The organism is Roseateles sp. AC306 (genome assembly GCF_979253795.1).
Genome location: NZ_CEEDEB010000001.1, coordinates 917,609 through 941,290, shown reverse-complemented (window position 1 = coordinate 941,290; position 23,682 = coordinate 917,609). Strand labels below are relative to the sequence as shown.

Annotated in this window: 22 protein-coding genes and 1 tRNA gene; 21 read left to right on the top strand and 2 right to left on the bottom strand. The window is 65.4% G+C overall.

Annotated features, from left to right (window positions below; translation table 11 throughout):
* Positions 1-6: 6 nt before the first annotated feature.
* The 21 genes from tpiA (at position 7) to AC0IZJ_RS03890 (ending at position 21,895) form a co-directional block, all read left to right on the top strand.
* A complete protein-coding gene (gene tpiA / locus AC0IZJ_RS03990) occupies positions 7-750 on the top strand; it encodes a triose-phosphate isomerase (RefSeq protein ID WP_471846868.1) in 744 nt (247 codons plus the stop codon).
* A gap of 61 nt (positions 751-811) precedes the next feature.
* On the top strand, positions 812-1,198 hold the full coding sequence (gene secG / locus AC0IZJ_RS03985; RefSeq protein ID WP_471846866.1) for a preprotein translocase subunit SecG: 387 nt from the start codon (positions 812-814) through the stop codon (positions 1,196-1,198).
* Between the two features lie 112 nt (positions 1,199-1,310).
* A tRNA-Leu gene (locus tag AC0IZJ_RS03980) sits at positions 1,311-1,395 on the top strand.
* Positions 1,396-1,615: 220 nt separating this feature from the next.
* Complete coding sequence (locus AC0IZJ_RS03975) at positions 1,616-1,975, top strand: NADH-quinone oxidoreductase subunit A (protein WP_348010679.1); 360 nt, start codon at positions 1,616-1,618, stop codon at positions 1,973-1,975.
* A 30-nt stretch (positions 1,976-2,005) separates the two neighbouring features.
* Positions 2,006-2,482, top strand: coding sequence for a NuoB/complex I 20 kDa subunit family protein (locus tag AC0IZJ_RS03970; RefSeq protein ID WP_046113908.1), 477 nt, complete (start codon positions 2,006-2,008; stop codon positions 2,480-2,482).
* 10 nt (positions 2,483-2,492) lie between these two features.
* Positions 2,493-3,089 (top strand): NADH-quinone oxidoreductase subunit C, encoded by a 597-nt coding sequence (locus AC0IZJ_RS03965; RefSeq protein WP_471846865.1) that lies wholly within the window; start codon positions 2,493-2,495, stop codon positions 3,087-3,089.
* A 2-nt stretch (positions 3,090-3,091) separates the two neighbouring features.
* Positions 3,092-4,345: an NADH-quinone oxidoreductase subunit D gene (locus AC0IZJ_RS03960; RefSeq protein WP_471846863.1), complete on the top strand. Its 1,254-nt coding sequence runs from the start codon at positions 3,092-3,094 to the stop codon at positions 4,343-4,345.
* Positions 4,342-4,851 carry an NADH-quinone oxidoreductase subunit NuoE family protein gene (locus AC0IZJ_RS03955; protein ID WP_471846861.1) on the top strand — a complete coding sequence of 170 codons (510 nt, stop codon included), beginning with the start codon at positions 4,342-4,344 and terminating at the stop codon, positions 4,849-4,851. The genes AC0IZJ_RS03960 and AC0IZJ_RS03955 overlap by 4 nt, the downstream gene beginning before the upstream one ends.
* Before the next feature lie 7 nt (positions 4,852-4,858).
* Positions 4,859-6,190, top strand: a complete 1,332-nt coding sequence (nuoF, locus tag AC0IZJ_RS03950) for an NADH-quinone oxidoreductase subunit NuoF (RefSeq protein WP_471846859.1) — start codon at positions 4,859-4,861, stop codon at positions 6,188-6,190.
* Positions 6,191-6,208: 18 nt separating this feature from the next.
* Positions 6,209-8,515, top strand: coding sequence for an NADH-quinone oxidoreductase subunit NuoG (gene nuoG / locus AC0IZJ_RS03945; protein ID WP_471846857.1), 2,307 nt, complete (start codon positions 6,209-6,211; stop codon positions 8,513-8,515).
* A 171-nt stretch (positions 8,516-8,686) separates the two neighbouring features.
* A complete protein-coding gene (gene nuoH, locus AC0IZJ_RS03940) occupies positions 8,687-9,790 on the top strand; it encodes an NADH-quinone oxidoreductase subunit NuoH (protein ID WP_471846855.1) in 1,104 nt (367 codons plus the stop codon).
* 10 nt (positions 9,791-9,800) lie between these two features.
* On the top strand, positions 9,801-10,289 hold the full coding sequence (gene nuoI / locus AC0IZJ_RS03935) for an NADH-quinone oxidoreductase subunit NuoI (RefSeq protein ID WP_471846853.1): 489 nt from the start codon (positions 9,801-9,803) through the stop codon (positions 10,287-10,289).
* A gap of 54 nt (positions 10,290-10,343) precedes the next feature.
* Positions 10,344-10,988, top strand: coding sequence for an NADH-quinone oxidoreductase subunit J (locus AC0IZJ_RS03930; RefSeq protein ID WP_471846851.1), 645 nt, complete (start codon positions 10,344-10,346; stop codon positions 10,986-10,988).
* A complete protein-coding gene (gene nuoK, locus AC0IZJ_RS03925) occupies positions 10,985-11,311 on the top strand; it encodes an NADH-quinone oxidoreductase subunit NuoK (RefSeq protein WP_471846849.1) in 327 nt (108 codons plus the stop codon). The genes AC0IZJ_RS03930 and nuoK overlap by 4 nt, the downstream gene beginning before the upstream one ends.
* Before the next feature lie 13 nt (positions 11,312-11,324).
* The gene (gene nuoL / locus AC0IZJ_RS03920; RefSeq protein WP_471846847.1) at positions 11,325-13,379 is read left to right on the top strand and encodes an NADH-quinone oxidoreductase subunit L; all 2,055 of its coding nucleotides are present in this window, start codon (positions 11,325-11,327) and stop codon (positions 13,377-13,379) included.
* A 13-nt stretch (positions 13,380-13,392) separates the two neighbouring features.
* Complete coding sequence (locus AC0IZJ_RS03915; protein ID WP_471846845.1) at positions 13,393-14,871, top strand: NADH-quinone oxidoreductase subunit M; 1,479 nt, start codon at positions 13,393-13,395, stop codon at positions 14,869-14,871.
* Positions 14,872-14,892: 21 nt separating this feature from the next.
* Entirely contained in the window at positions 14,893-16,374 is a 1,482-nt protein-coding gene (gene nuoN, locus AC0IZJ_RS03910) for an NADH-quinone oxidoreductase subunit NuoN (protein ID WP_471846843.1), read from the top strand.
* Between the two features lie 13 nt (positions 16,375-16,387).
* Positions 16,388-16,690 carry a DUF2818 family protein gene (locus AC0IZJ_RS03905; protein ID WP_471846841.1) on the top strand — a complete coding sequence of 101 codons (303 nt, stop codon included), beginning with the start codon at positions 16,388-16,390 and terminating at the stop codon, positions 16,688-16,690.
* The gene (locus tag AC0IZJ_RS03900; protein WP_471846839.1) at positions 16,677-17,255 is read left to right on the top strand and encodes an NUDIX domain-containing protein; all 579 of its coding nucleotides are present in this window, start codon (positions 16,677-16,679) and stop codon (positions 17,253-17,255) included. Before AC0IZJ_RS03905 ends, AC0IZJ_RS03900 begins: the two co-directional genes overlap by 14 nt.
* Positions 17,256-17,479: 224 nt before the next feature.
* Positions 17,480-18,649 carry an efflux RND transporter periplasmic adaptor subunit gene (locus tag AC0IZJ_RS03895; protein WP_471846837.1) on the top strand — a complete coding sequence of 390 codons (1,170 nt, stop codon included), beginning with the start codon at positions 17,480-17,482 and terminating at the stop codon, positions 18,647-18,649.
* Between the two features lie 18 nt (positions 18,650-18,667).
* A complete protein-coding gene (locus AC0IZJ_RS03890) occupies positions 18,668-21,895 on the top strand; it encodes an efflux RND transporter permease subunit (RefSeq protein WP_471846835.1) in 3,228 nt (1,075 codons plus the stop codon).
* Here AC0IZJ_RS03890 and AC0IZJ_RS03885 read toward each other — a convergent pair.
* Complete coding sequence (locus tag AC0IZJ_RS03885) at positions 21,873-23,276, bottom strand: FAD-binding oxidoreductase (RefSeq protein ID WP_471846833.1); 1,404 nt, start codon at positions 23,274-23,276, stop codon at positions 21,873-21,875. The genes AC0IZJ_RS03890 and AC0IZJ_RS03885 overlap by 23 nt on opposite strands.
* The gene (locus AC0IZJ_RS03880) at positions 23,273-23,662 is read right to left on the bottom strand and encodes a DUF2069 domain-containing protein (RefSeq protein ID WP_471846831.1); all 390 of its coding nucleotides are present in this window, start codon (positions 23,660-23,662) and stop codon (positions 23,273-23,275) included. Before AC0IZJ_RS03880 ends, AC0IZJ_RS03885 begins: the two co-directional genes overlap by 4 nt.
* Between the last annotated feature and the right edge of the window lie 20 nt (positions 23,663-23,682).

Below are 23,682 nucleotides of genomic sequence, written 5' to 3'. Positions count from 1 at the left end.
GCAGACATGAGAAGAAAACTCGTCGTGGGCAACTGGAAGATGCATGGCAATCGCGCTGCCAATGCGCAGTTGCTTGCCGGCCTCAAGGAAGCCGGCCCGTGGAACGCCGACGTTGCCGTCTGCGTGCCCGCCGTCTACATCGCCGAGACCGCGCTTGCGCTGACCGGCAATGCCATCGTCTACGGCGCACAGGATTGCTCCTCGCACGAGCAGGGCGCGTACACCGGCGAGGTGTCGAGCGCGATGCTGGCGGATGTCGGCTGCCGCTATGTCATCGTCGGCCACTCGGAGCGCCGCGCCTATCACGCGGAAAGCGATCAGCTCGTCGCTGACAAGGCCAAGGCCGCGCTTGCGCACGGTGTGACACCGATCGTCTGCGTCGGTGAAACGCGCGCCGAGCGCGAGGCCGGCCAGACCGAGGCGGTTGTTAAGCGCCAGCTTGCCGCCGTCATTCACACGCTCGGTCACTGCTGCGGCGAGATGGTCGTCGCCTACGAGCCCGTCTGGGCCATCGGCACCGGCCTGACTGCCTCGCCCGCCGAAGCGCAGGCGGTGCACGCCGTGCTGCGCGCCCAGTTGCACGCGGCAACGGACCGTTCTGGCGTGATGCGCATCCTCTACGGCGGCAGCGTCAAAGCCGACAACGCGGCTGAGTTGTTCTCGCAAGCAGACATCGACGGCGGCCTGATTGGCGGTGCGTCGTTGAAAGTGGCGGATTTCGCCGCCATCTGCCGGGCTGCGGCCCACTGAAGTTTTCCCGGCGCGTGCCAATGCCGGCGCGTGTCACAAGAGTTTTGATGGAGTGTTTGGAATGCAGTTCTTTGCAAATCTGGTGTTGATCGTTCAGCTGCTGTCGGCCCTGGCGATCATCGGTCTGGTGCTGGTGCAGCACGGCAAGGGTGCCGACATGGGCGCCTCCTTCGGGAGTGGTGCGTCGGGCAGCCTGTTCGGCGCCACAGGCAGCGCCAATTTCCTGTCGCGCACGACGGCCGTCGCGGCGACAATGTTCTTCGGTTGCACGCTTGGCCTGGCTTTCCTGTCGAACGGCCGCACGGCCACGTCGGGCGGTGACAACGCGCTGGATCGCGCGCCCGTCGTCGCGCCCGCACCGGCCGCTTCGGGTGCAGCTGCCATCCCCGGCGCCATCGTCGCCCCGGCCGCACCGGCGTCGGTCGCACCCTCGTCCGCAGCGAACTGAATCCCGACTAAAACCCTCGCCTGCTCACCGAGAAGCAAAGTTTTTTCGGTATAGAATGCGAGGCTGTCTGGCAAGCAAACCCTCATTAGCTGCCAGGCATATTTGAATACCTGCCGTCGTGGTGAAATTGGTAGACACGCTATCTTGAGGGGGTAGTGGCGAAAGCTGTGCGAGTTCGAGTCTCGCCGACGGCACCAGACAATCGGCTAGGATTCCTGCTGGTCTTGAAGCGGGAGTCAGCCAGAGCGACCTGTCGCTGAGATCGCCCGGTTCGGGTTGATCAAAGCTAGGTTCAGGGCGGGCGCGATCCGCGAGCGAGTTCTTTCGATTCGCTGGTGGCGCGCCTGTTTGCTTTTGTGGCCCGCTCCTTGCGAGTCACGTTGACGAAGACTTTGAAGTCGACCCGAGAAAGCCCAGATGAATCTCGATCAATACCTGCCCGTCATCCTCTTCATTTTGGTCGGCACGGTGGTCGGGATTGCTCCCCAGGTGCTCGGCGCGCTGCTCGGCCCGAATCGGCCCGATGCGGCCAAGAACTCCCCCTACGAATGCGGCTTTGAGGCCTTTGAAGACGCGCGCATGAAATTCGATGTGCGCTACTACCTCGTCGCGATTCTGTTCATTCTTTTCGACCTGGAAATTGCCTTTCTCTTCCCCTGGGCCGTCGCGCTCAAGGAGATTGGTGCCACGGGCTTCTGGGCGATGATGATCTTCCTCGGCATTCTGGTCGTCGGCTTTGCCTACGAATGGAAAAAGGGCGCCCTGGACTGGGAATGAACGCCAAGCCAAACACGCTGGGAATTCGAAATGGGTATTGAAGGCGTCCTCAAAGAAGGCTTTGTCACGACCTCGGTCGACAAGCTCATCAACTGGTCCAAGACCGGCTCGCTCTGGCCGATGACGTTCGGCCTGGCCTGCTGCGCCGTCGAGATGATGCACGCAGGTGCCGCGCGCTACGACATCGACCGCTTCGGCATGCTGTTCCGTCCGAGCCCTCGCCAGTCCGACCTGATGATCGTGGCCGGCACGCTGTGCAACAAGATGGCGCCGGCGCTGCGCAAGGTCTACGACCAGATGGCCGAGCCGCGCTGGGTGTTGTCGATGGGCAGCTGCGCCAACGGCGGCGGCTACTACCACTACAGCTATTCCGTCGTGCGCGGCTGCGACCGCATCGTGCCGGTGGACGTCTATGTGCCCGGCTGTCCGCCAACGGCGGAGGCGCTGCTCTACGGCATCCTGCAATTGCAGGCCAAGATCCGCCGCGAAAACACCATTGCACGCTGAGCGCCAAGGTATGAGCCTGAATCTCGAAACCCTGGCCCAGCAAGTTGGCGCCATCCTCGGCGAGCGCGTCGTCTCGCTCCAGTCAGCCCTCGGCGAACTGACGCTCGTCGTGCGCGCGGCCGATTACCTCGACGTGGCGACCATGCTGCGCGACCACGCCGAGCTGAAGTTCGAGCAACTGGTCGATCTCTGCGGCGTCGACTACAGCGACTACGGCAACGGCGGCTACGAAGGCCCGCGCTACGCCATCGTCAGCCACCTGCTGTCGATCAGCAAGAACTGGCGCCTGCGCCTGAAGGTGTTCGCCACCGACGATGACTTCCCGGCCGTGGCCTCGGTCACCGGCGTGTGGAGTTCGGCCGACTGGTTCGAGCGCGAAGCCTTTGACATGTACGGCGTCATCTTCGACGGGCACGACGACCTGCGCCGCATCCTGACCGACTACGGCTTCATTGGCCACCCGATGCGCAAGGACTTCCCGGTGTCGGGCCACGTCGAGATGCGCTACGACGCCGAGCAGAAGCGCGTCATCTATCAGCCGGTGACCATCGAGCCACGGGAACTCATCCCGCGCGTCATCCGCGAAGACAAATACGGCGGGATCTGAACATGGCCGAAATCAAGAACTACACGCTGAACTTCGGTCCCCAGCACCCGGCGGCCCACGGCGTGCTGCGCCTGGTGCTGGAGCTGGACGGCGAAGTCATCCAGCGTGCCGACCCGCACATCGGCCTGCTGCACCGTGCGACCGAAAAGCTGGCCGAAAGCAAGACCTACATCCAGTCGCTGCCCTACATGGATCGTCTCGACTATGTGTCGATGATGGCCAATGAGCAGGCCTACTGCCTGGCCATCGAGAAGATGATGGGCATCGAGGTGCCGATCCGCGCGCAATACATCCGCGTGATGTTTGCCGAGATCACGCGCTTGCTGAACCACCTGATGTGGCTGGGCGCGCACGGCCTGGACTGCGGTGCGATGAACGTGCTCATCTACTGCTTCCGCGAGCGCGAAGACCTGTTCGACATGTACGAAGCGGTCTCGGGCGCGCGCATGCACGCGGCCTATTTCCGGCCGGGTGGCGTCTATCGCGACCTGCCGGACACGATGCCCAAGCACAAGGCCAGCAAGATCCGCAATGCCAAGGCCATCGACGCCCTCAACGAGAACCGCCAGGGCTCGCTGCTGGACTTCATCGATGACTTCACGGCCCGTTTCCCGAAGAACGTCGACGACTACGAAACGCTGCTGACCGACAACCGTATCTGGAAACAGCGCACGGTCGGCATCGGCATCGTGTCGCCCGAGCGCGCGCTGAACCTGGGCTTCTCCGGCCCCATGCTGCGCGGCTCCGGCATCGCCTGGGACCTGCGCAAGAAGCAGCCCTACGACGTCTACGACCGTCTGGACTTCGACATCCCCATCGGCACCAACGGCGACACCTACGACCGCTATGTCGTGCGCGTCGAAGAGATGCGCCAGTCCAACCGCATCATCCAGCAGTGCTCGGCCTGGCTGCGCGCCAACCCTGGCCCGGTCATCACCGACAACCACAAGGTGGCGCCGCCTTCGCGCGTGGACATGAAGTCCAACATGGAAGAGCTGATCCACCACTTCAAGCTCTTCACCGAAGGCTTCCACGTGCCCGAGGGCGAGGCCTATGCGGCCGTCGAACATCCCAAGGGCGAGTTCGGCATCTACATGGTCAGCGATGGCGCCAACAAGCCCTACCGCCTGAAGATCCGCGCGCCGGGCTTTGCCCATTTGGCCGCGCTGGACGAGATGGGTCGCGGCCACATGATTGCGGACGCCGTCGCCATCATCGGCACCATGGACATCGTGTTCGGCGAGATTGATCGATGAGCTACCAACTCTCTGACGCCACCCGCGCGCGCTTCGACCGCGAGGTTGCCAAGTACCCCTACGAGCTGCGCCAGTCCGCCGTCATGGCCTGCCTGGCCATCGTGCAGCAGGAAGAGGGTTTCGTGTCCCGCGCCGCCGAGGACGTGATCGCCGTGTACCTCGGCATGCCGCCCATCGCGGTGTATGAGGTGACGACCTTCTACAACATGTTCAACCAGCGCAAGCTGGGCCAGTTCAAGTTGAACGTCTGCACCAACCTGCCTTGCCAGTTGCGTGACGGCCAGACGGCGCTGGAGCACCTGTGCCACAAGCTGGGCATTGAAGAAGGCGGCACGACGGCTGACGGCCTGTTCACCGTGCAGAAGAGCGAATGCCTGGGCGCCTGCGCCGACTCGCCCGTCATGCTGGTCAATGACCGCCAGATGTGCAGCTTCATGAGCGCTGAGCGCCTCGACGAACTCGTCGACGTGCTGCGCGCAAATGCAGCCACGGCCGTGAAGGCCTGAGGACAACATGCTGGACCTCACCAAATTCCAATCGACGGGTGCCGAGACCTGCTTCCACGGCCGCCACATCACGCCGCAGATCTATGACGGCCTGGACGGCAAGAACTGGTCGATCAAGGACTACGAAGCCCGCGGCGGCTACGAGGCGCTGAAGAAGATCCTCGCGGCCGACGGCGGCATGACGGCTGACCAGGTCATCGCCGAAGTGAAGACCTCCGCCCTGCGCGGCCGCGGCGGCGCGGGCTTCCCGACCGGCTTGAAGTGGAGCTTCATGCCGCGCCAGTTCCCGGGCGCGAAGTACCTTGTCTGCAATTCCGACGAAGGCGAGCCGGGCACCTGCAAGGACCGCGACCTGCTGATGTTCAACCCGCATCAGGTCATCGAGGGCATGGCCATTGCTGCCTACGCGATGGGCATCAAGGTCGGCTACAACTACATCCACGGCGAGATCTTCGAGGTCTACGAGCGCTTCGAGGCGGCCCTTGAAGAAGCGCGCGCCGCCGGGTATCTCGGCGACAACATCCTCGGCTCGACGTTCAGCTTCCAGCTGCACGGCCACCACGGTTTCGGTGCCTACATCTGCGGCGAAGAAACCGCGCTGCTGGAATCGCTGGAAGGCAAGAAGGGGCAGCCGCGCTTCAAGCCGCCGTTCCCAGCCAGCTTCGGCCTGTACGGCCGGCCGACGACGATCAACAACACCGAGACCTTCGCGGCGGTGCCCTGGATCATCCGCAACGGCGGCCAGGCCTACCTGGAGATCGGCAAGCCCAACAACGGCGGTACCAAGCTGTTCTCGGTCTCCGGCGACGTTGAGCGCCCGGGCAACTACGAGATCCCGTTGGGCACGCCGTTCAGCAAGCTGCTGGAACTGGCTGGCGGCGTCCGCAAGGGTCGCACGCTGAAGGCGGTCATCCCGGGCGGCTCGTCTGCGCCGGTGCTGCCGGCCGAAGTGATGATGCAGTGCACGATGGACTACGACTCCATCGCCAAGGCCGGGTCCATGCTGGGCTCGGGGGCCGTCATCGTCATGGACGACTCGCGCTGCATGGTCAAGAGCCTGATGCGACTGTCCTACTTCTACACGCACGAGTCCTGCGGCCAGTGCACGCCCTGCCGCGAAGGCACGGGCTGGATGCACCGCGTCATCGAGCGCATCTACGCCGGCCAGGGCAGGGCGGACGACCTCGACCTGCTGAACTCGGTGGCCGACAACATCCAGGGTCGCACCATCTGCGCATTGGGCGACGCCGCCGCGATGCCGGTGCGGGCCATGATCAAGCACTTCAAGCACGAGTTCGTTCATCTGATCGAACACAAAAAGCCTCTGGTGGCTGCATAACAGGCGCCGGGAACACTCATGGTTGAAATCGAACTCGACGGCAACAAGGTCTCGGTGCAGGAAGGCAGCATGGTCATGCATGCCGCCGAAAAGGCCGGTACCTACATACCGCACTTCTGCTATCACAAGAAGCTGAGCATCGCGGCCAACTGCCGCATGTGCCTGGTGGACGTGGAGAAGGCGCCCAAGCCCATGCCCGCCTGCGCCACGCCGGTCACGCAAGGCATGATCGTTCGCACCAAGAGCGACAAGGCGATCAAGGCGCAGCAGGGCGTCATGGAATTCCTGCTGATCAACCACCCGCTGGACTGCCCTATCTGCGACCAGGGCGGCGAGTGCCAGTTGCAGGACCTGGCCGTGGGCTACGGCGCAGGCAAGAGCCGCTACTCGGAAGAGAAGCGCGTCGTCTTCCACAAGAACGTCGGCCCGCTGATCTCGATGGAAGAGATGAGCCGCTGCATCCACTGCACCCGCTGCGTGCGCTTCGGCCTGGAGATCGCCGGCCAGATGGAGCTTGGCATGGCCCACCGCGGCGAGCACAGCGAGATCCAGACCTTCGTCGGCCGCACGGTGGACTCCGAGCTGTCGGGCAACATGATTGACATCTGCCCGGTCGGCGCGCTGACGAGCAAGCCCTTCCGTTACAGCGCCCGCACCTGGGAGCTGTCGCGCCGCAAGAGCGTCAGCCCGCACGATTCGACCGGTGCCAACCTGATCGTCCAGGTCAAGAACCACCAGGTCCTGCGTGTCGTTCCGCTGGAGAACGAAGACGTCAACGAATGCTGGATCGCCGACCGCGACCGCTTCAGCTACGAAGCGCTGAACAGCGACGCGCGCTTGACGGCGCCGATGATCAAGCAGGGCGGAGCGTGGAAGCAGGTCGACTGGACGACGGCGCTGGAATACGTCGCCAACGGCCTGAAGTCCATCAAGGGTGACCACGGCGCTGCTTCGATTGGCGCGCTGGGTTCGGCTCACAGTACGGTTGAAGAACTGCACCTCCTCGCGCAGATCGTGCGCGGCCTGGGCAGCGACAACATCGACCATCGCCTGCGCCACAGCGACTTCGGCAATGCCGCATCCGCTGGCCAGGCTCACTGGCTGGGTACGAGCATCGCGAGCCTCTCCGAGCTGGACCGCGCGCTGGTCGTCGGTTCCAACCTGCGCAAGGATCACCCGCTGTTCGCCGCCCGTCTGCGCCACGCCGCACGCCGAGGCGCTGCTGTCCATCGCGTCGGCATCAACAACGACGACTGGCTGCTGCCGCTCGCCGCCTCGCAGTCCGTGGCGCCGTCGGGCTGGGTGCAAGCCCTGGCCGATGTGGCTGCTGCGATTGGTGAAGGCGCACCGCTGGCCGGCACGGCCACCGATGAGGCCAAGGCCATCGCCGCCAGCCTGTCGTCCGGCCAACGCAAGGCCATCCTGCTAGGCAATGCCGCTGCCGAACACCCGCAAGCCACCAGCCTGCTGGCACTCGCGCAGTGGATAGCCGCGCAGACCGGCGCCAGCGTCGGCTACCTGACCGCTGCCGCGAACACCGTCGGCGCGCAGCTCGTGAAGGCGCAGCCGCAGATCGACGGCCTGAACGCTGGCCAGATGCTCACCGGCACGCCGCTGAAGGCCGCGCTGCTGCTGAACACCGATCCGGTGCTCGACTCCGCCAACGCCGCCGCTGCCGCCAAGGCGCTGGACGCGGCCGAGATGGTCGTCGTGCTGAGCCCGTTCAAGAGCGGTCTCGAATACGCCGACGTGCTGCTGCCGATTGCGCCGTTCACGGAGACCTCAGGCAGCTTCATCAATGCCGAGGGCCGCCTGCAAAGCTTCGTTGGCGTCGTCAAGCCGCTGGCTGAGACGCGCCCGGGCTGGAAGGTGCTGCGCGTGTTGGGCAATCTGCTGGGCCTGCCGGGCTTCGACCAGGACAGCTCCGAGCAGGTGCGTGAGCAGGCGCTGAGTGGCGACATCACGGCCCGTCTCAGCAACACCACTTCGGCCGCGCCGCAAGCCGCCGCGCGCGGTGAGGGCGTCGAGCGTTTCGCCAACCTGCCCATTTACGCAACCGATGCGCTGGTGCGCAACTCGACGTCGCTGCAACTGACCGCCGACGGCCGCGAAGCCGCCACGATCGGCCTGCCCACGGCGCTTTGGCAACAGCTCGGCCTGCAGGACGGCGACCTGGTTCGTGTCGTGCAGGACGGCGGCGCGGCTCAGTTGCCCGCCCGCCTTGAAGCCGGCTTGCCGAACGGCGTGGCCCGCGTGCCCGCCGGCCTGCCGCAAACCGCCGCGCTGGGTGCCGCCTTCGGCACGCTGACGCTGAGCAAGGTTTGAAGCTATGAACGCGCCCCTCACACCCGCTCATCCCGCCGCAACGCCGCCACTCGGCGTTGCAAATGCTCGCCGTAGTCAAGCTACGGCTGCGCTTTGCGCCTTGATTGGCGACGCTGCGACGGTCTGCTCGGCCGCGCGGAGCGCATTCACAGCTTCAGGGAGCCTGAACACATGATCGACTCTCTCTACCAAAACGGCGCTGCTCTGCTTGGGGGGCTGTGGCCCGTGGTCTGGAGCCTGCTGAAGATCGTCGCGGTCATCCTGCCGCTGCTGGGCTGCGTCGCCTACCTGACGCTCTGGGAGCGCAAGGCCATCGGTTGGTCGCAGATCCGCCCCGGTCCTAACCGCGTTGGCCCCTTCGGCCTGCTGACGCCCATCGCCGACGCGGTCAAGCTGATCTTCAAGGAGATCATCAAGCCGGCCGCCGCGCACAAGGGCCTGTTTTTCCTCGGCCCCGTCATGACCATCATGCCGGCGCTGGCCGCCTGGGCCGTCGTGCCCTTCGGCCCGGATGCCGCGGTCGCCAACGTCAATGCCGGCCTGCTGTTCCTGATGGCGATCACGTCGCTCGAGGTCTACGGCGTCATCATTGCCGGCTGGGCATCGAACTCGAAGTACGCCTTCCTTGGCGCACTGCGTGCGTCGGCCCAGATGGTCTCCTACGAGATCTCGATGGGCTTTGCGCTCGTCATCGTGCTGATGGTGACTGGTAGCCTGAACATGACGGAAATCGTGCAGGTGCAGGAGCGCGGCACGTTCGCGAGCATGGGTCTCACGTTCCTGTCCTGGAACTGGCTGCCGCTGTTCCCGATCTTCATCGTCTACTTCATCTCGGGCCTGGCGGAAACCAATCGCCACCCGTTCGACGTCGTCGAAGGCGAGTCGGAAATCGTCGCCGGCCACATGATCGAGTACTCGGGCATGTCGTTCGCGATGTTCTTCCTGGCCGAGTACGCCAACATGATCCTGGTGTCGGCGCTGGCGGTGCTCATGTTCCTGGGCGGCTGGACGGCACCCATCTCCTGGAGCCTGTTCGGCATGGAGACGCCGGCCTTCATCCAGCACACGATGGCGTTCTGGAACTGGGCCTGGCTGTTCGGCAAGACCTTCTTTGTCGTCACGATGTTCCTGTGGGTGCGTGCCACGTTCCCACGCTTCCGCTACGACCAGATCATGCGTCTGGGCTGGAAGATCTTCATCCCCATCACGCTGATCTGGCTGGTGGTTGTCGGCGCCTGGATGCAATTGCCGGCTCCGTACAACATCTGGAAGTGAGGCGGCGCCCATGACTGCAATCACGAATTTCGCGAAGACCTTTTTCCTCTGGGAACTGCTCAAGGGGATGAAGCTCACCGGGAGGCATTTCCTCTCGCGCAACATCACCATCCAGTTCCCCGAGGAAAAGACGCCGCTGTCGCCGCGCTTCCGCGGCCTGCACGCGCTGCGCCGTTATGAAAACGGCGAAGAGCGCTGCATTGCCTGCAAGCTCTGCGAGGCCGTCTGCCCTGCGCTGGCCATCACCATCGAGAGCGACGTGCGCGCCGACGGCAGCCGCCGCACGACGCGCTACGACATCGACCTGACCAAGTGCATCTTCTGCGGCTTCTGCGAAGAAAGCTGCCCGGTGGACTCGATCGTCGAGACGAGCATCTTCGAATACCACGGCGAAAAGCGCGGCGACCTGTACTTCACGAAGGACATGCTGCTGGCCGTCGGTGACAAGTACGAAGCCGAGATCGCGGCTCAAAAGGAGGCCGACGCCAAGTACCGCTGATCGCCGGCGCGCCGCGAGGCGCACTGCGGTCCAGCTCAGCTGGCCTGGATACGTATGGACATCACGACCATCCTTTTCTACGTCTTCTCCGGCATCCTGCTGGTGAGTTCGTTCCGCGTCATCACGGCGCGCAGCACCGTGCATGCGGCGTTGTTCCTGATCCTGTCGTTCTTCACGGCGTCCTGCATCTGGATGCTGCTGAAGGCCGAATTCCTGGCCATCGCGCTGGTGCTCGTCTACATCGGCGCCGTCATGGTGTTGTTCCTGTTCGTCGTCATGATGCTGGACCTGAACACGGACGGCGTGCGTGAGGGCTTCTGGAAGCACCTGCCGCTTGCGGCCGTCGTCGGCGCACTGATTGCCTTCGAGATGGGCATCGTGCTGATGGGCGGCTTCCAGCTGACCGACGCGCCGGTCGCCACGGCCGAGCAGATCAGGATGGGCAACACCAAGATGCTCGGCATCGAGGTCTACACCGCCTACCTCTACCCGTTGCAGATCGCCGCCGTACTGCTGCTGGTGGCCATCGTCGCGGCCATTGCGCTGACACTGCGCCGCCGCAAGGATTCGCGCGCCATGGACCCGTCGGAGCAGATCAAGGTCACCAAGGCCCAGCGCCTGAAGATCGTCAAGATGGCGCCCACCGTCAGCGCGCCGCCGGCTCCGCCTGCCGCACCCACCGAAGGAGGCAAGGCATGATCGGCGCACTGACCCTGGGCCATTTCCTGACGCTCGGCGCGATGCTGTTCGCGCTGTCGGTGATCGGCATCTTCCTGAACCGCAAGAACCTGATCGTGCTGCTGATGGCCATCGAGCTGATGCTGCTGGCCGTCAACCTGAACTTCGTCGCCTTCTCGCACTACCTGCCCGTCGAGGCGGACAAGATGGCCGGCCAGGTCTTCGTGTTCTTCATCCTGACCGTCGCGGCGGCCGAGTCGGCCATCGGCCTGGCCATCCTCGTCGTGCTGTTCCGCAACCGCGCCAGCATCAACGTCGAGGAACTCGACGCCCTGAAGGGCTGAGGACACACACAAGATGTCTGCACAACTCTCCCAGAACGTACTGCTGACGGTGCCGCTCGCGCCGCTCGTGGGCGCCATCGTCGCCGGCTTCTTCGGCAAGACGGTGGGCCGCCGCGGCTCGCACATCGTCACCATCCTCGGCGTGCTGATCGCCTTCATCCTGTCGGCGCAGACGCTTTACAGCGTCGCGGTGGACGGTGCGCGCTTCAACGCCACCATCTACGAGTGGATGAACCTCGGCCCGCTGAAGATGGAGGTCGGCTTCCTCATCGACGGCCTGACCGCGATGATGATGTGCGTCGTGACCTTCGTGTCGCTGATGGTCCATATCTACACCATCGGGTACATGGAAGAGGACGACGGCTACCAGCGCTTCTTCTCCTACATCTCGCTGTTCACCTTCAGCATGCTGATGCTCGTCATGAGCAACAACATGCTGCAGCTGTTCTTCGGCTGGGAGGCGGTGGGCTTGGTGTCCTATCTGCTGATCGGCTTCTGGTACAAGAAGCCGACGGCCATCTTCGCCAACATGAAGGCTTTCCTGGTGAACCGGGTCGGCGACTTCGGCTTCATCCTCGGCATCGGTCTCCTCGTGGCGTTCGGCGGCACGTTGAACTACGCCGAGACGTTCGCCAAGGCGGGCGTGCTGTCGCAGATGACCTTTCCGGGCACGGACTGGTCGCTGATGACCGTCACCTGCATCTGCCTGTTCATCGGCGCGATGGGCAAGAGCGCGCAGTTCCCGCTCCACGTGTGGCTGCCGGACTCGATGGAAGGCCCGACCCCCATCTCTGCGCTGATCCACGCGGCGACGATGGTGACGGCCGGCATCTTCATGGTGGCCCGCATGTCGCCGCTGTTCGAGCTGAGCGACACGGCGCTGAACTTCGTCATGGTGATCGGCGCTATCACGGCGCTGTTCATGGGGTTCCTGGGCATCATCCAGAACGACATCAAGCGCGTCGTCGCGTACTCGACGCTGTCACAGCTCGGCTACATGACCGTGGCGCTGGGTGCGTCGGCCTACTCGGTCGCCGTCTTCCACCTGATGACGCACGCCTTCTTCAAGGCGCTGCTGTTTCTCGGTGCCGGCTCCGTCATCATCGGCATGCACCATGACCAGGACATCCGCAACATGGGCGGCCTGCGCAAGTACATGAAGATCACCTGGATCACGTCACTGCTGGGCTCGCTGGCGCTGATCGGCACGCCGCTGTTCTCGGGCTTCTATTCCAAGGACTCGATCATCGAGGCGGTGCATGCGAGCACGTTGCCGGGTGCCGGCTTCGCCTACTTCGCCGTCGTCGCCGGCGTGTTCGTGACGGCGTTCTATTCGTTCCGGATGTACTTCCTCGTCTTCCACGGCAAGGAGAACTTCCGCCACAAGCCTTTCCCGGGCGAGCACGATCACCATGACGACGATCATGGCCACGGCCACGACGATCACCATGTGCACGTGCCGCACGAATCGCCCGCCGTCGTCTGGGTGCCGCTGGTGCTGCTGGCCATTCCATCGGTCGTCATCGGCTACATGAGCATCGAGACGATGCTGTACGGCGACTTCCTGAAGGACGCGATCACCGTCAACACCGCGGCCCACCCGGCGATGGCCGAACTGGCACATCACTTCCACGGCGCTTTGGCGATGGCCACGCACGGCCTCATGACCCTGCCGTTCTGGCTGGCTGTGGCGGGTGTCGCGACCGCCTACGTGTTCTACATGGTCGCGCCTGCCATCCCGGCCACGCTGGCCAGGGTGCTGCGCCCGCTGATCGTCATTCTGGAGAACAAGTACTTCCTGGACTGGTTCAACGAGAACGTGCTCGCCCGTGGCGCTCGTCTGCTGGGCACCGGCCTGTGGAAGGGCGGCGACGGCGCGCTGATCGACGGTCTCGTCATCAATGGCTCGGCCCGTGCGGTGGGCGGCATTGCCGGCGTGGTGCGTCGCCTGCAAAGCGGTTACCTGTATTGGTACGCCCTCGTCATGATCCTCGGCGTCACCGGTCTGATGACCTGGCAGCTGTGGCCCTACATCGAGCCCCAGTTCAAGTCGCTGCTCGGGGCTTGAGGAGATAACAAGAATGTTGCTGAGCCTTGCGATTTTTCTGCCCATCGTCTGCGGCGGCCTGCTGCTGGCGCTTGGGCGCGACGACCAGAAGCACGCGGTGCGCTGGTTGGCCCTGGTGGCGGCCGTGGCGAGCTTCCTCGCCACCATCCCGCTGATCACCGGTTTCGACACGACGACGGCTGCCATGCAGTTCGTTGAAAACCAGCCGTGGATCGAGCGTTTCAACATCAACTACCACCTGGGTGTGGATGGCATCTCGATGTGGTTCGTGCCGCTGACGGCCTTCATCACCGTCATCGTCGTCATCTCCGCGTGGGAGGTCATCGAGACGCGCGTCAACCAGTACATGGGCGCCTTCCTGATCCTGTCGGGCCTGATGGTGGGCGTGTTCAGCGCGCTGGACGGCATGCTGTTCTACGTGTTCTTCGAGGCCACGCTGATCCCGATGTACATCATCATCGGCGTGTGGGGTGGTGCGAACCGCGTCTACGCGGCCTTCAAGTTCTTCCTCTACACGCTGGCCGGCTCATTGCTGATGCTGATCGCGCTGCTCTACCTGTACTCACAGGTACCGGACGGCAGCTTCGACATCCAGACCTGGCACAAGCTGCCGCTGTCGGGCACGGCGCAGACCTATCTCTTCTTCGCCTTCCTGGCCGCGTTCTCGGTCAAGGTGCCGATGTGGCCGGTGCACACCTGGCTGCCCGACGCCCACGTCGAGGCGCCCACCGGCGGCTCCGTCGTGCTGGCGGCCATCATGCTGAAGCTGGGCTGCTACGGCTTCCTGCGCTTCTCGCTGCCCATCGCGCCTGACGCAGCGCGTGAATGGTCCTGGCTCATCATCGCGCTGTCGCTGATCGCCGTCGTCTACATCGGCCTGGTGGCCCTGGTGCAGAAGGACATGAAGAAGCTGGTGGCCTATTCGTCCATCGCCCACATGGGCTTCGTGACGCTGGGCTTCTTCATCTTCAACGAGCTGGGCGTGTCGGGCGGCCTCGTGCAGATGATTGCCCACGGCTTCGTGTCAGGTGCCATGTTCCTGTGCATCGGCGTGCTCTACGACCGCGTGCATTCGCGTGAGATCGCGTCCTACGGCGGCGTGGTCAACACCATGCCCAAGTTCGCCGCGTTCGCCGTCTTCTTCGGCATGGCCAACTGCGGCCTGCCCGCCACCGCCGGTTTCGTCGGCGAGTGGATGGTCGTCCTTGGCGCCGTGCAGTTCAACTTCTGGATCGGTGGCGTCGCGGCCACGGCGCTGGTGTTCGGCGCGGCCTACACGCTGTGGATGGTCAAGCGCGTCTACTTCGGCGACATCGCCAACGACGATGTGCGCGCGCTGACCGACATCAACAGCCGCGAGTTCCTGATGCTCGCACTGCTGTCGGTGGCCACCCTCTACATGGGCCTCTATCCCAAGCCCTTCACCGACGTGATGCACGAGTCGGTCACGGAGCTGCTCAAGCACGTCGCGCTCACCAAGATCCCCGCCTGATCCCGAGCAGAGGCAAGAACAATGAACGACATGAACTGGCTCGCGATCTATCCCGAAATCCTGCTGCTCGTGATGGGTTGCGTGGTTGCCCTGGCGGACCTGTGGGTCACCGACGAGCAGCGCCGCCCGACCTACTGGCTGACCCAGCTGACGCTGGTCGTCGTGGGCGGCATGCACTTCGCCTATTTCGATGCGGGTGTCACCACCTATGCCATGCAGAACATGGTGGTCGCCGACCCCATGGGCCACCTGCTGGCCGGCTTTGCCTGCCTGGCCACGCTGATCACGCTGGTCTACGCACGGCCCTACGCCGCCTCGCGCGACATGCTCAAGGGCGAGCTCTTCATCCTTAGCCTGTTCTCGCTGCTGGGCATCAACGTGATGCTGTCGGCGAACAACTTCCTGGTCGTCTACCTCGGCCTGGAGCTGATGAGCCTGTCGCTGTACGCGCTGGTGGCGCTGCGTCGCGACCATGCGGTCTCGACCGAGGCGGCAATGAAGTATTTCGTCCTCGGCGCACTGGCCAGCGGCTTCCTGCTCTACGGCCTGTCCATGATGTACGGCGCCACTGGCTCGCTGACCATCAATGAGGTGTTCAACGTCATTTCCCAAGGCATACCGAACACGTCGGTGCTGGTATTCGGTACCGTCTTCGTCGTCGCCGGCCTGGCTTTCAAGCTTGGCGCGGCACCCTTCCACATGTGGGTGCCCGACGTCTACCAGGGCGCCCCCACGGCCGTCACGCTCCTGATCGGCGGCGCCCCCAAGCTGGCTGCCTTCGCCATCACGGTGCGCCTGCTCGTCGAAGGCATGATCGGCCTGGCGGTGGACTGGCAGCAGATGCTGGTCGTGCTGTCCGTCATGTCGCTGCTCATCGGCAACCTGGCCGCCATCGCGCAAAGCAATCTCAAGCGCATGCTGGCCTACTCGACCATCGCCAACATGGGCTTCATGCTGCTGGGCATGACCTCGGGCGTGGTCAACAACAACACGCTGTCGGCCGCCAACGCTTACAGCGCGGCCATGTTCTATGCGGTCACCTACGTGCTGACGACGCTGGGCACCTTCGGCATGATCATCGTGCTGTCGCGCCAGGGCCATGAGGCCGAGGAGATCAAGGACCTGGCCGGCCTGGCCAAGCGCAGCCCCTGGTTCGCGCTGGTCATGGCCATCTTCATGTTCTCGCTGGCCGGCCTGCCGCCCACCGTCGGCTTCTACGCCAAGCTCGCCGTGCTGCAGGCACTGGTGTCCACCGGCCTGCCGTTCTACCTGTGGCTGGCCGGCTTCGCGGTCGTCGTGTCGCTGATCGGCGCCTTCTACTACCTCCGGGTGGTCAAGGTCATGTTCTTCGATGCGCCGACCGACACGGCGCCGCTGGCCGCACCCGGCGACGTGCGCTTCGTCATGACCCTCAATGGCGCCGCCGTGCTGGTCTTCGGCCTGCTGCCCAGCGGTCTGCTGGAGCTGTGCAAGGTCGCGATCCGCCAAGCGCTCGCAACCTGAGACTGCAGAGGGCATGGACCAGTCCGCCGCCGTCTGGCTGGTCCTTGCCCTGGCCGTCATCGCGGCCAACCTCCCTTACTTCAACGAGAGGTTGCTCCTCATCGGCCCGCGCCGCGCGCCGAAGGCAGCCTGGTGGCGGTTGCTGGAACTGGTGTTGATGGCCGCGCTGACGTTTGCGCTGGGCGCGGCCCTGGAGGCCCGCATCGGCCAGCGTCACTCTCAAGGCTGGGAGTTCTACGCGGCGGGCACCTGCCTCTTCATCACGCTGGGCTTTCCCGGCTTCGTCTGGAGGTATCTGCGCCGTGGCCGAGTCTGAGGACGACCACCTCGTCGAGCGCCTGCTCGAGAGCACCCAGGTCTATCGCGGCCATTTCCTGGACGTGCGCCGCGACAGCATCGCGCTGCCCGACGGCAAGACCTCGCACCGTGAATACATCCGCCATCCCGGCGCCGTCATGGTCGTGCCGTTGCTCGACGACGGCCGGCTGCTGATGGAGCGCCAGTACCGCTACCCCATGGGCCGCGTGATGCTGGAGTTCCCGGCCGGCAAGCTCGATGCCGGCGAGGCGCCGCTCGTCTGCGGCCAACGCGAGCTGTTGGAAGAAACCGGCTACAGCGCCGCCGAATGGGCCTATGCCGGCGTCTTGCACAACGCCATTGCCTACTCGGATGAAGGCATTCACATCTACTTCGCGCGTGGCCTGCAGCGCGGCGAGCAGAAGCTCGATGACGGCGAGTTCCTCGAACTCGTCATGCACACCGTCGACGACCTCGACCGCATGGCCGCCAGCGGTGAACTGACCGACGCCAAGACACTGATCGGCCTGCTGTGGTTGCAGCGTTGGCAGCAGGGCGCCTGGGCTCTGGACTGGATGAAATAGGGCCCCTCGCCCAATGAGTACCTTGGCTGGCCCCCGAGGGGACGGTAATGCTTGCGGCATTGAGCCCCAGGCACATCACCATGGCGGGCCGGCTTGGGAGCGGCCCCGCGCTCGACCCGCAAGTTCATAGGCACCTCGTACATGACCTCTGGCGGCTCTGTATCAGATCGTTAAGCTCAAGCGTTTTTGTCGTTCGAACCCCGTCCTCACAAGAAGGTCTTTTCATGATTCGCGCAACGCCGATCCTCACCGCTCTGACGCTGGCCCTGGCCCTCACCGCCTGCGGCAAGGGTGGCAAGTCCGACGACGCCAAGGCTGCTGCAGCCAAGCCCGCCGCGCCGCTGTTGCTGGCGCCTGAAGATCTGCGTGCGGTGGGGCAGAGCGGCCTGATTGGCGGCGCCGTCATTTCAGGCGCCATCCAGCCCGCCCGCCGCGCCGACCTGCGCGCCGAGGTGGCTGCCGTCGTACTGCAGGTGGCCAAGGACAACGGCGAGCGCGTGCGCGCGGGCGATCTCATCATCCGCCTCGACCCCACGTCCATCCGCGACGGCCTCACGTCTGCCGACGAGGCCTTGCGCGCGGCCCAGCAGAGCTTCGAGCAGACCGAGCGCGTGCTGGTCCGCCAGCGCACGCTGAACCAGCAGGGCATGATTTCCATGCAGGGCCTCGAAGACGCCGAGGTGCGCCGCAACGCCGCGCAGAGCGAGCTCGCCGCCGCCAAGGCGCGTGCCGCCACGGCGCGCCAGCAGGTCTCGCGCACCGAGATCCGCGCCCCGTTCGATGGGGTCGTCAGCGAGCGCAAGACGTCGGTGGGCGACACCGTGCAGGTCGGCCGCGAACTCGTCAAGGTGATCGACCCGGCCTCCATGCGCTTTGAAGGCCAGGTCTCTGCCGACCGCCTCGGTGAACTCAAGGTCGGCCAGCCGGTTTCCTTCCGCATCAACGGCTTTGGCGACGCCGAGTTCAGCGGCAAGCTGGCCCGCATCGACGCCTCCGCCAACGCGACGACCCGCCAGGTCGAGCTCATCGCCGAATTCAACGACCGCAGCAAGGCGCCCCAGGTCGCCGGGCTCTACGCCGAAGGCCGCGTCGAGAACGCGGACCGCCGCTCGCTGGTGCTGGCTGAAGGCTCGGTGCAGCGCCAGGGTGACACGGCCGTCGTCTGGAAGGTGGCCGGCAATCAGCTGAAGAAGGTCACGGTGACCCTCGGCGAACGCGACGACCGCCGTGGCGAAGTCGTCATCACCTCGGGCCTGGCGCTGGGCGACCTGGTGCTGCGTGCGCCTACGGGCAGCCTGGTCGACGGTGCGCCCGTGCAGCGTGTGGCCGCCGGCGCCGGTGCAGCGTCCGCCGCGTCGCCAACCGCAACGGCCACCACCACGGCCAGCAAGTAACCCTCAAGAGGTCAGCTCATGTTCCTCTCCAACTTCAGCATCAACAAGCCCGTCGCGACCGTGGTCATGGTCATCGGGCTGATGCTGGTGGGCCTGCTGGCGCTGTCCAAGCTCAAGGTCAACCAGTTCCCCGAGGTCGAGCCGCCGGTGCTCGTCATCAACATCCCCTACCCGGGCGCGTCGCCCGAGACGGTGGAGCGGGAGGTCGTCAACCGCATCGAGAAGGCGCTGCAAAGCATCTCCGGCGTGGACCGCTCCAACTCCACGTCGCGCGAGGGCAGCGCCACCCTCGTGCTCGTCTTCGACTTCTCGAAAAACATGATCGAAGCCGCGGACGAGGTGCGCAACGCCATCGCCTCGGTGCGTTACAAGCTGCCCACCGAGATCCGCGAGCCCATCATCACGCGGGCCGACCCGGGTGCCCAACCCATCCTGCAGCTGTCGCTGTCCAGCACCTCGCTGACGCACGCCCAGCTCAGCCGCCTGGCCGAGGACCAGCTCGCCGAGCGCTTCCGCGGCATCACCGGCGTGGCGGTCGTCAACGTCAACGGCGCGTTGAGGCGCGAGCTGTCCATCCTGCTGCGTGCAGAGAAGCTGCGCGAGTTCGGCGTCTCGGTTACCGAGGTCACCAACGCCGTGCGCGCGCAGAACACGACGGCGCCCGTCGGCAAGGTGCGTGGCGCGCTGGAAGACCAGAGCATCCGCCTGCTGGGCCGCCTGGAGAGCCCGGCCGAGTTCGAGCAAATGATCGTCAAGCGCCTGGTCACGAACGGCGTCGGCACCGTCGTGCGCCTGGGCCAGGTGGCCGAGGTCAGGGACGGTTTCGCCGAGATGAGCGGCTACAGCTTGCGCAACGGCCGGCCCAACGTCGGCATCTCCATCACGCGCTCGCGCGACAGCTCCACGGTCGGCGTCGCCAACGACGCGCGCAAGCTGCTGAAGGAAATCGAGAAGGAACTGCCCAAGGGCACGACGCTGGAGATCACGCAGGACGGCGGCAAGGACGCCGAGAACAGCCTGAACAACGTCACGCACGCGCTGGTGTTCGGCGCGGGGCTGACCATCTTCGTTGTCTACGCCTTCCTGAACAGCTGGCGCTCCACGCTCATCACCGCGCTGTCGCTGCCCACCTCGGTGCTGGCCGCCTTCATCGCGGTCTGGCTGCTCGGCTTCTCGCTGAACTTCATGAGCCTGCTCGGCCTGTCGCTGGCCATCGGCGTGCTCATCGACGACGCCATCGTCGTGCGGGAGAACATCGTGCGGCACATGGAGCGCGGCAGTGACCGCGTCACCGCGGCGCGCGAGGGCACGGCCGAGATCGGCCTGGCGGTGGCAGCCACCACGTTCGCCATCGTGGCGGTGTTCGTGCCGGTTGCCTTCATGGGCAACGGCCCCGGCCAGTGGTTCAAACCCTTTGCGCTGACCGTCGTCGCCTCCGTCATCGTCTCGCTGCTGATCAGCTTCACGCTCGACCCGATGCTGTCGGCCTACTGGGGCGACCCCCCGGGCTACCACCACGCGGAGAAGAAGGGCATCAGCAAGCTGCTGCACCGTTTCAACGTGTGGTTCGACGGCGTGGCCAATGGCTATGGCCACGTCATTGCCTGGGCGCTGCACCACCGGCGCTGGATGGCCGCGTTCGCCGTGGCCAGCTTCGTCGGTGCGATCGCGCTGCAGGCGACGGTCGGCGGCTCCAGCTTCCTGCCGCAGGCCGATGCCGGCTTCCTGGTCATCGACGTGCGCTCACCGGCGTCCAGCAGCCTGGAGTATTCCAAGCTCAAGCTCGACGCGGCCGCCTCGCTGGCTTCGTCGATGCCGGAGACCAAGGCGACGATGGCCTATCCCAACGCCAGCGGCGGCCGCATCTACGTCGACATCGGCAAGAGCACCGAGCGCCAGCGTTCGGCCACCGACGTGGCCAAGATCCTGCGCGAGAAGGTCGGCCGACTCGTCGGCGCCGAGTACGTCGTGCTCGACGACCTGAACAACGGCGCGCAGAAGCCCGTGCAGATCCGCTTCTACGGCGCTGACTCGCGCAAGCTGCAGGAGATCACGCAGCAGTTCGTGACGACGCTGCGCGGCGTCAAGGGGGCGGTCGACGTGGGCTATTCCGAGCAGGACCCGCAGAACGAGCTGCAGATCGAGCTCGACCGCGGCCTGGCCAACCAGATGGGCATCTCGGTCAACGATGCGGCGCAGGCGCTGCGCGTGGCGTTTGCCGGCGTCGAGGTCGGCGACTGGATCGACCCGACCGGCGAAGCGCGTGATGTGGCCGTGCGCCTGCACCCGGCCGACCGTGTCGACGCCGCCAACATCGAGCGCCTGCCCATCACCGTCACCGGTACCAACCGCATGGTGCCGCTGGATCAGATCGCCACCGTCACCATGGGCAAGGGCCCGGGCCAGATCCAGCACGGCGACGGCAAGCGCACGATCACCGTCAGCGCCAACGCACAAGGCCGCGCGCCCGGTGAGATCACGGCCGAGGCCAAGAAGCTGGCCAACACGATCAACTTCCCGCCCGGCTTCGGCATCGAACTGGCGGGCTCGGCGCGCGACCAGGAGGTCGTCTTCACGGCCATGATCACGGCGCTGCTGTCCGGCATAGCGCTGATGTACTTCGTGCTCGTCATCCAGTTCAACAGCTTCACGGCGCCGCTGGGCGTCATGCTGTCGCTGCCGCTGAGCCTGATCGGTGTCGTGCTGGCGCTGATCATGACCGGGGGCACGCTCAACCTGATGAGCCTCATCGGCGTCATCATGTTGATGGGCCTGGTGGCCAAGAACGCCATCCTGTTGCTGGACGCGACGCGCCAGGAAGAGAAGGCCGGCATCGACCGCGAGGAAGCGCTGATGCATGCGGGCCGCAAGCGCTTCCGGCCCATCCTGATGACGACGCTGGCCCTCATTGCCGGCATGCTGCCGGTGGCGGTGGGCATCGGTGAGGGCGGCGAGTTCTACCGCCCGATGGCCGTGGCCATCATCGGCGGCACGATCACGTCGACCTTCCTGACGCTGCTGGTCGTGCCCAGCTTCTACGACAGCATCGAGATCGCCCGCGACGGCGCGCTGGCCAAGTTCAACCGCCGCGTGCCGCGCTTCACGGTGGTCGGCGCCTTCTTCATCACATTGATCGAAGCGGTGCTGACGCTGCTGATGGTGCGCTTCGTGTTCCGCATGATCGTCAAGCTCGGCCGCTTCGCGACCGGCCGCCGCTCGACGGTCACACCAGCCGTCCAGGGTTGAGCAGGTCCAGCGGGTCCAGCGCCCGCTTGATCGCCCGCATCAGTGCGAGGGCCGTCGGGTCCTTACGCAGAGCCAGCTCCTCGCGTTTGAGCCGGCCTATGCCGTGCTCGGCCGAGATCGAACCGCCGCGCTTCTGCACGGCGTTGTAGACCCGTTCATTGATCGCCGACTCATGCGCGGCCAGGAACTCGGCCGCCGCCACGCCGGCCGGCGCTTGCACGTTGTAGTGCAGGTTGCCGTCGCCCAGGTGGCCGAAGTCGATCACCTCGATGCCCGGTAGATAGGCTGCCAGCGCCGCGTCCATCTCGGCGACGAAGCCGGGGATGGCGGACACCGGCAGCGAGATGTCGTGCTTGATGTTCAGCCCCGCCTGGGCCTGGGCGAGCGGGATGGATTCGCGTAAATGCCAAAAGGTCTTCGCTTGCTGGATGTTCTGAGCGATGGCCGCGTCCTGCACGGTGCCTTGCTCGACAGCGGCCTCCAGCAGGCCTTCAAACACGCCGCGGGCGTGCTCGGCGCTTTCGCCATCGGACAGCTCCAACAGCACCGTCCATTCGGCGGCGCCCAGCGGCTGAGCCAGTTGAGGCAGCTCGCGGGCCACGAGGGCAAGTGATGCACGGTTCATGACCTCGAAGCCGGTCAGCGCATCCCCCGACCGCTCGCGCGCCAGGCCCAGCAGCGCCACGGCGCCGTCCAGCGACTCGCAGGCGGCCAGCGCGGTCAGTCGGTCCTTGGGTTGTGGATATAGCTTCATCGTCGCCGCCGTGATGACACCCAAGGTGCCCTCGCTGCCGATGAAGAGGTCGCGCAGGTCGTAGCCGGTGTTGTCCTTGCGCAGGGCCGACAGGCCGTGCCAGGTTTCGCCCGTGGCGGTCACGACTTCCAGCCCGAGACACAGCTCGCGCGCATTGCCATAACGCAGCACCTGCGTGCCGCCGGCGTTCGTGGCCAGGTTGCCGCCCAGCGTGCACGAGCCCTCGGCCGCAAGGCTGAGCGGGAACAGCAGGCCCGCCCCGGCCGCCGCCGCCTGCACCTCGGCCAGCACGCAGCCCGCCTCGGCCGTCAGGCTCGCGTTGGCCACATCGATCTCGCGCACGCGCTTCATGCGCGACAGGCTCAGCACCAGTTGGCGACCGCTGTCGTCCGGCGTCGAGCCCCCCACCAGGCCGGTGTTGCCACCCTGCGGCACGACGGCCACGCGGTGCTCATGGCAGAGGCGCATCACGGCAGCCACTTCCTCGGTCGACCCCGGGCGTGCCACAGCCAGCGCGCGGCCCGTGTAGCGCTTGCGCCAGTCGTTCTCGTAGGCGCCCAGGTCGCCACTCACCAGCAGACCCGCCTCGCCGAGCCGCTCACGCAGCGCGTCGAGGAAGGTGCTCATGCCGATTCCGCCATTTTGGCCGCCGCCAGCCTCAGGCGGATCTGCGCCGTGCAGGCGATGAAGACGACGGCACCCAGGATCACCTCGCCCAGCGCCAGCCATTGGCCCGGGCCGCCTTCGCTGGTCGAGCGCACCAGGCCTTCCATCACATAGAGCCAGATGGCGAGCGACAGCCAGCGGTAGGTGTACATGCGGTAGCGCCACAGCCCGACGGGGGCGGCCAGCAACGGCAGCGCCTTCACGGCGAGCGTGCCGCGGCCCGTGGGAGCCAGCCACAGCTCCCAGGCCAGGCACAGCAGGATCAGCGCGACGGTGCCGCCAAAAGCGAGGTTGCGCGACAGGCGTTCGTTCGCGCGGGGCTGGGTTCTTTCGAGGGCGGAGGGCATAGCTGCGGCATCATAGAAGC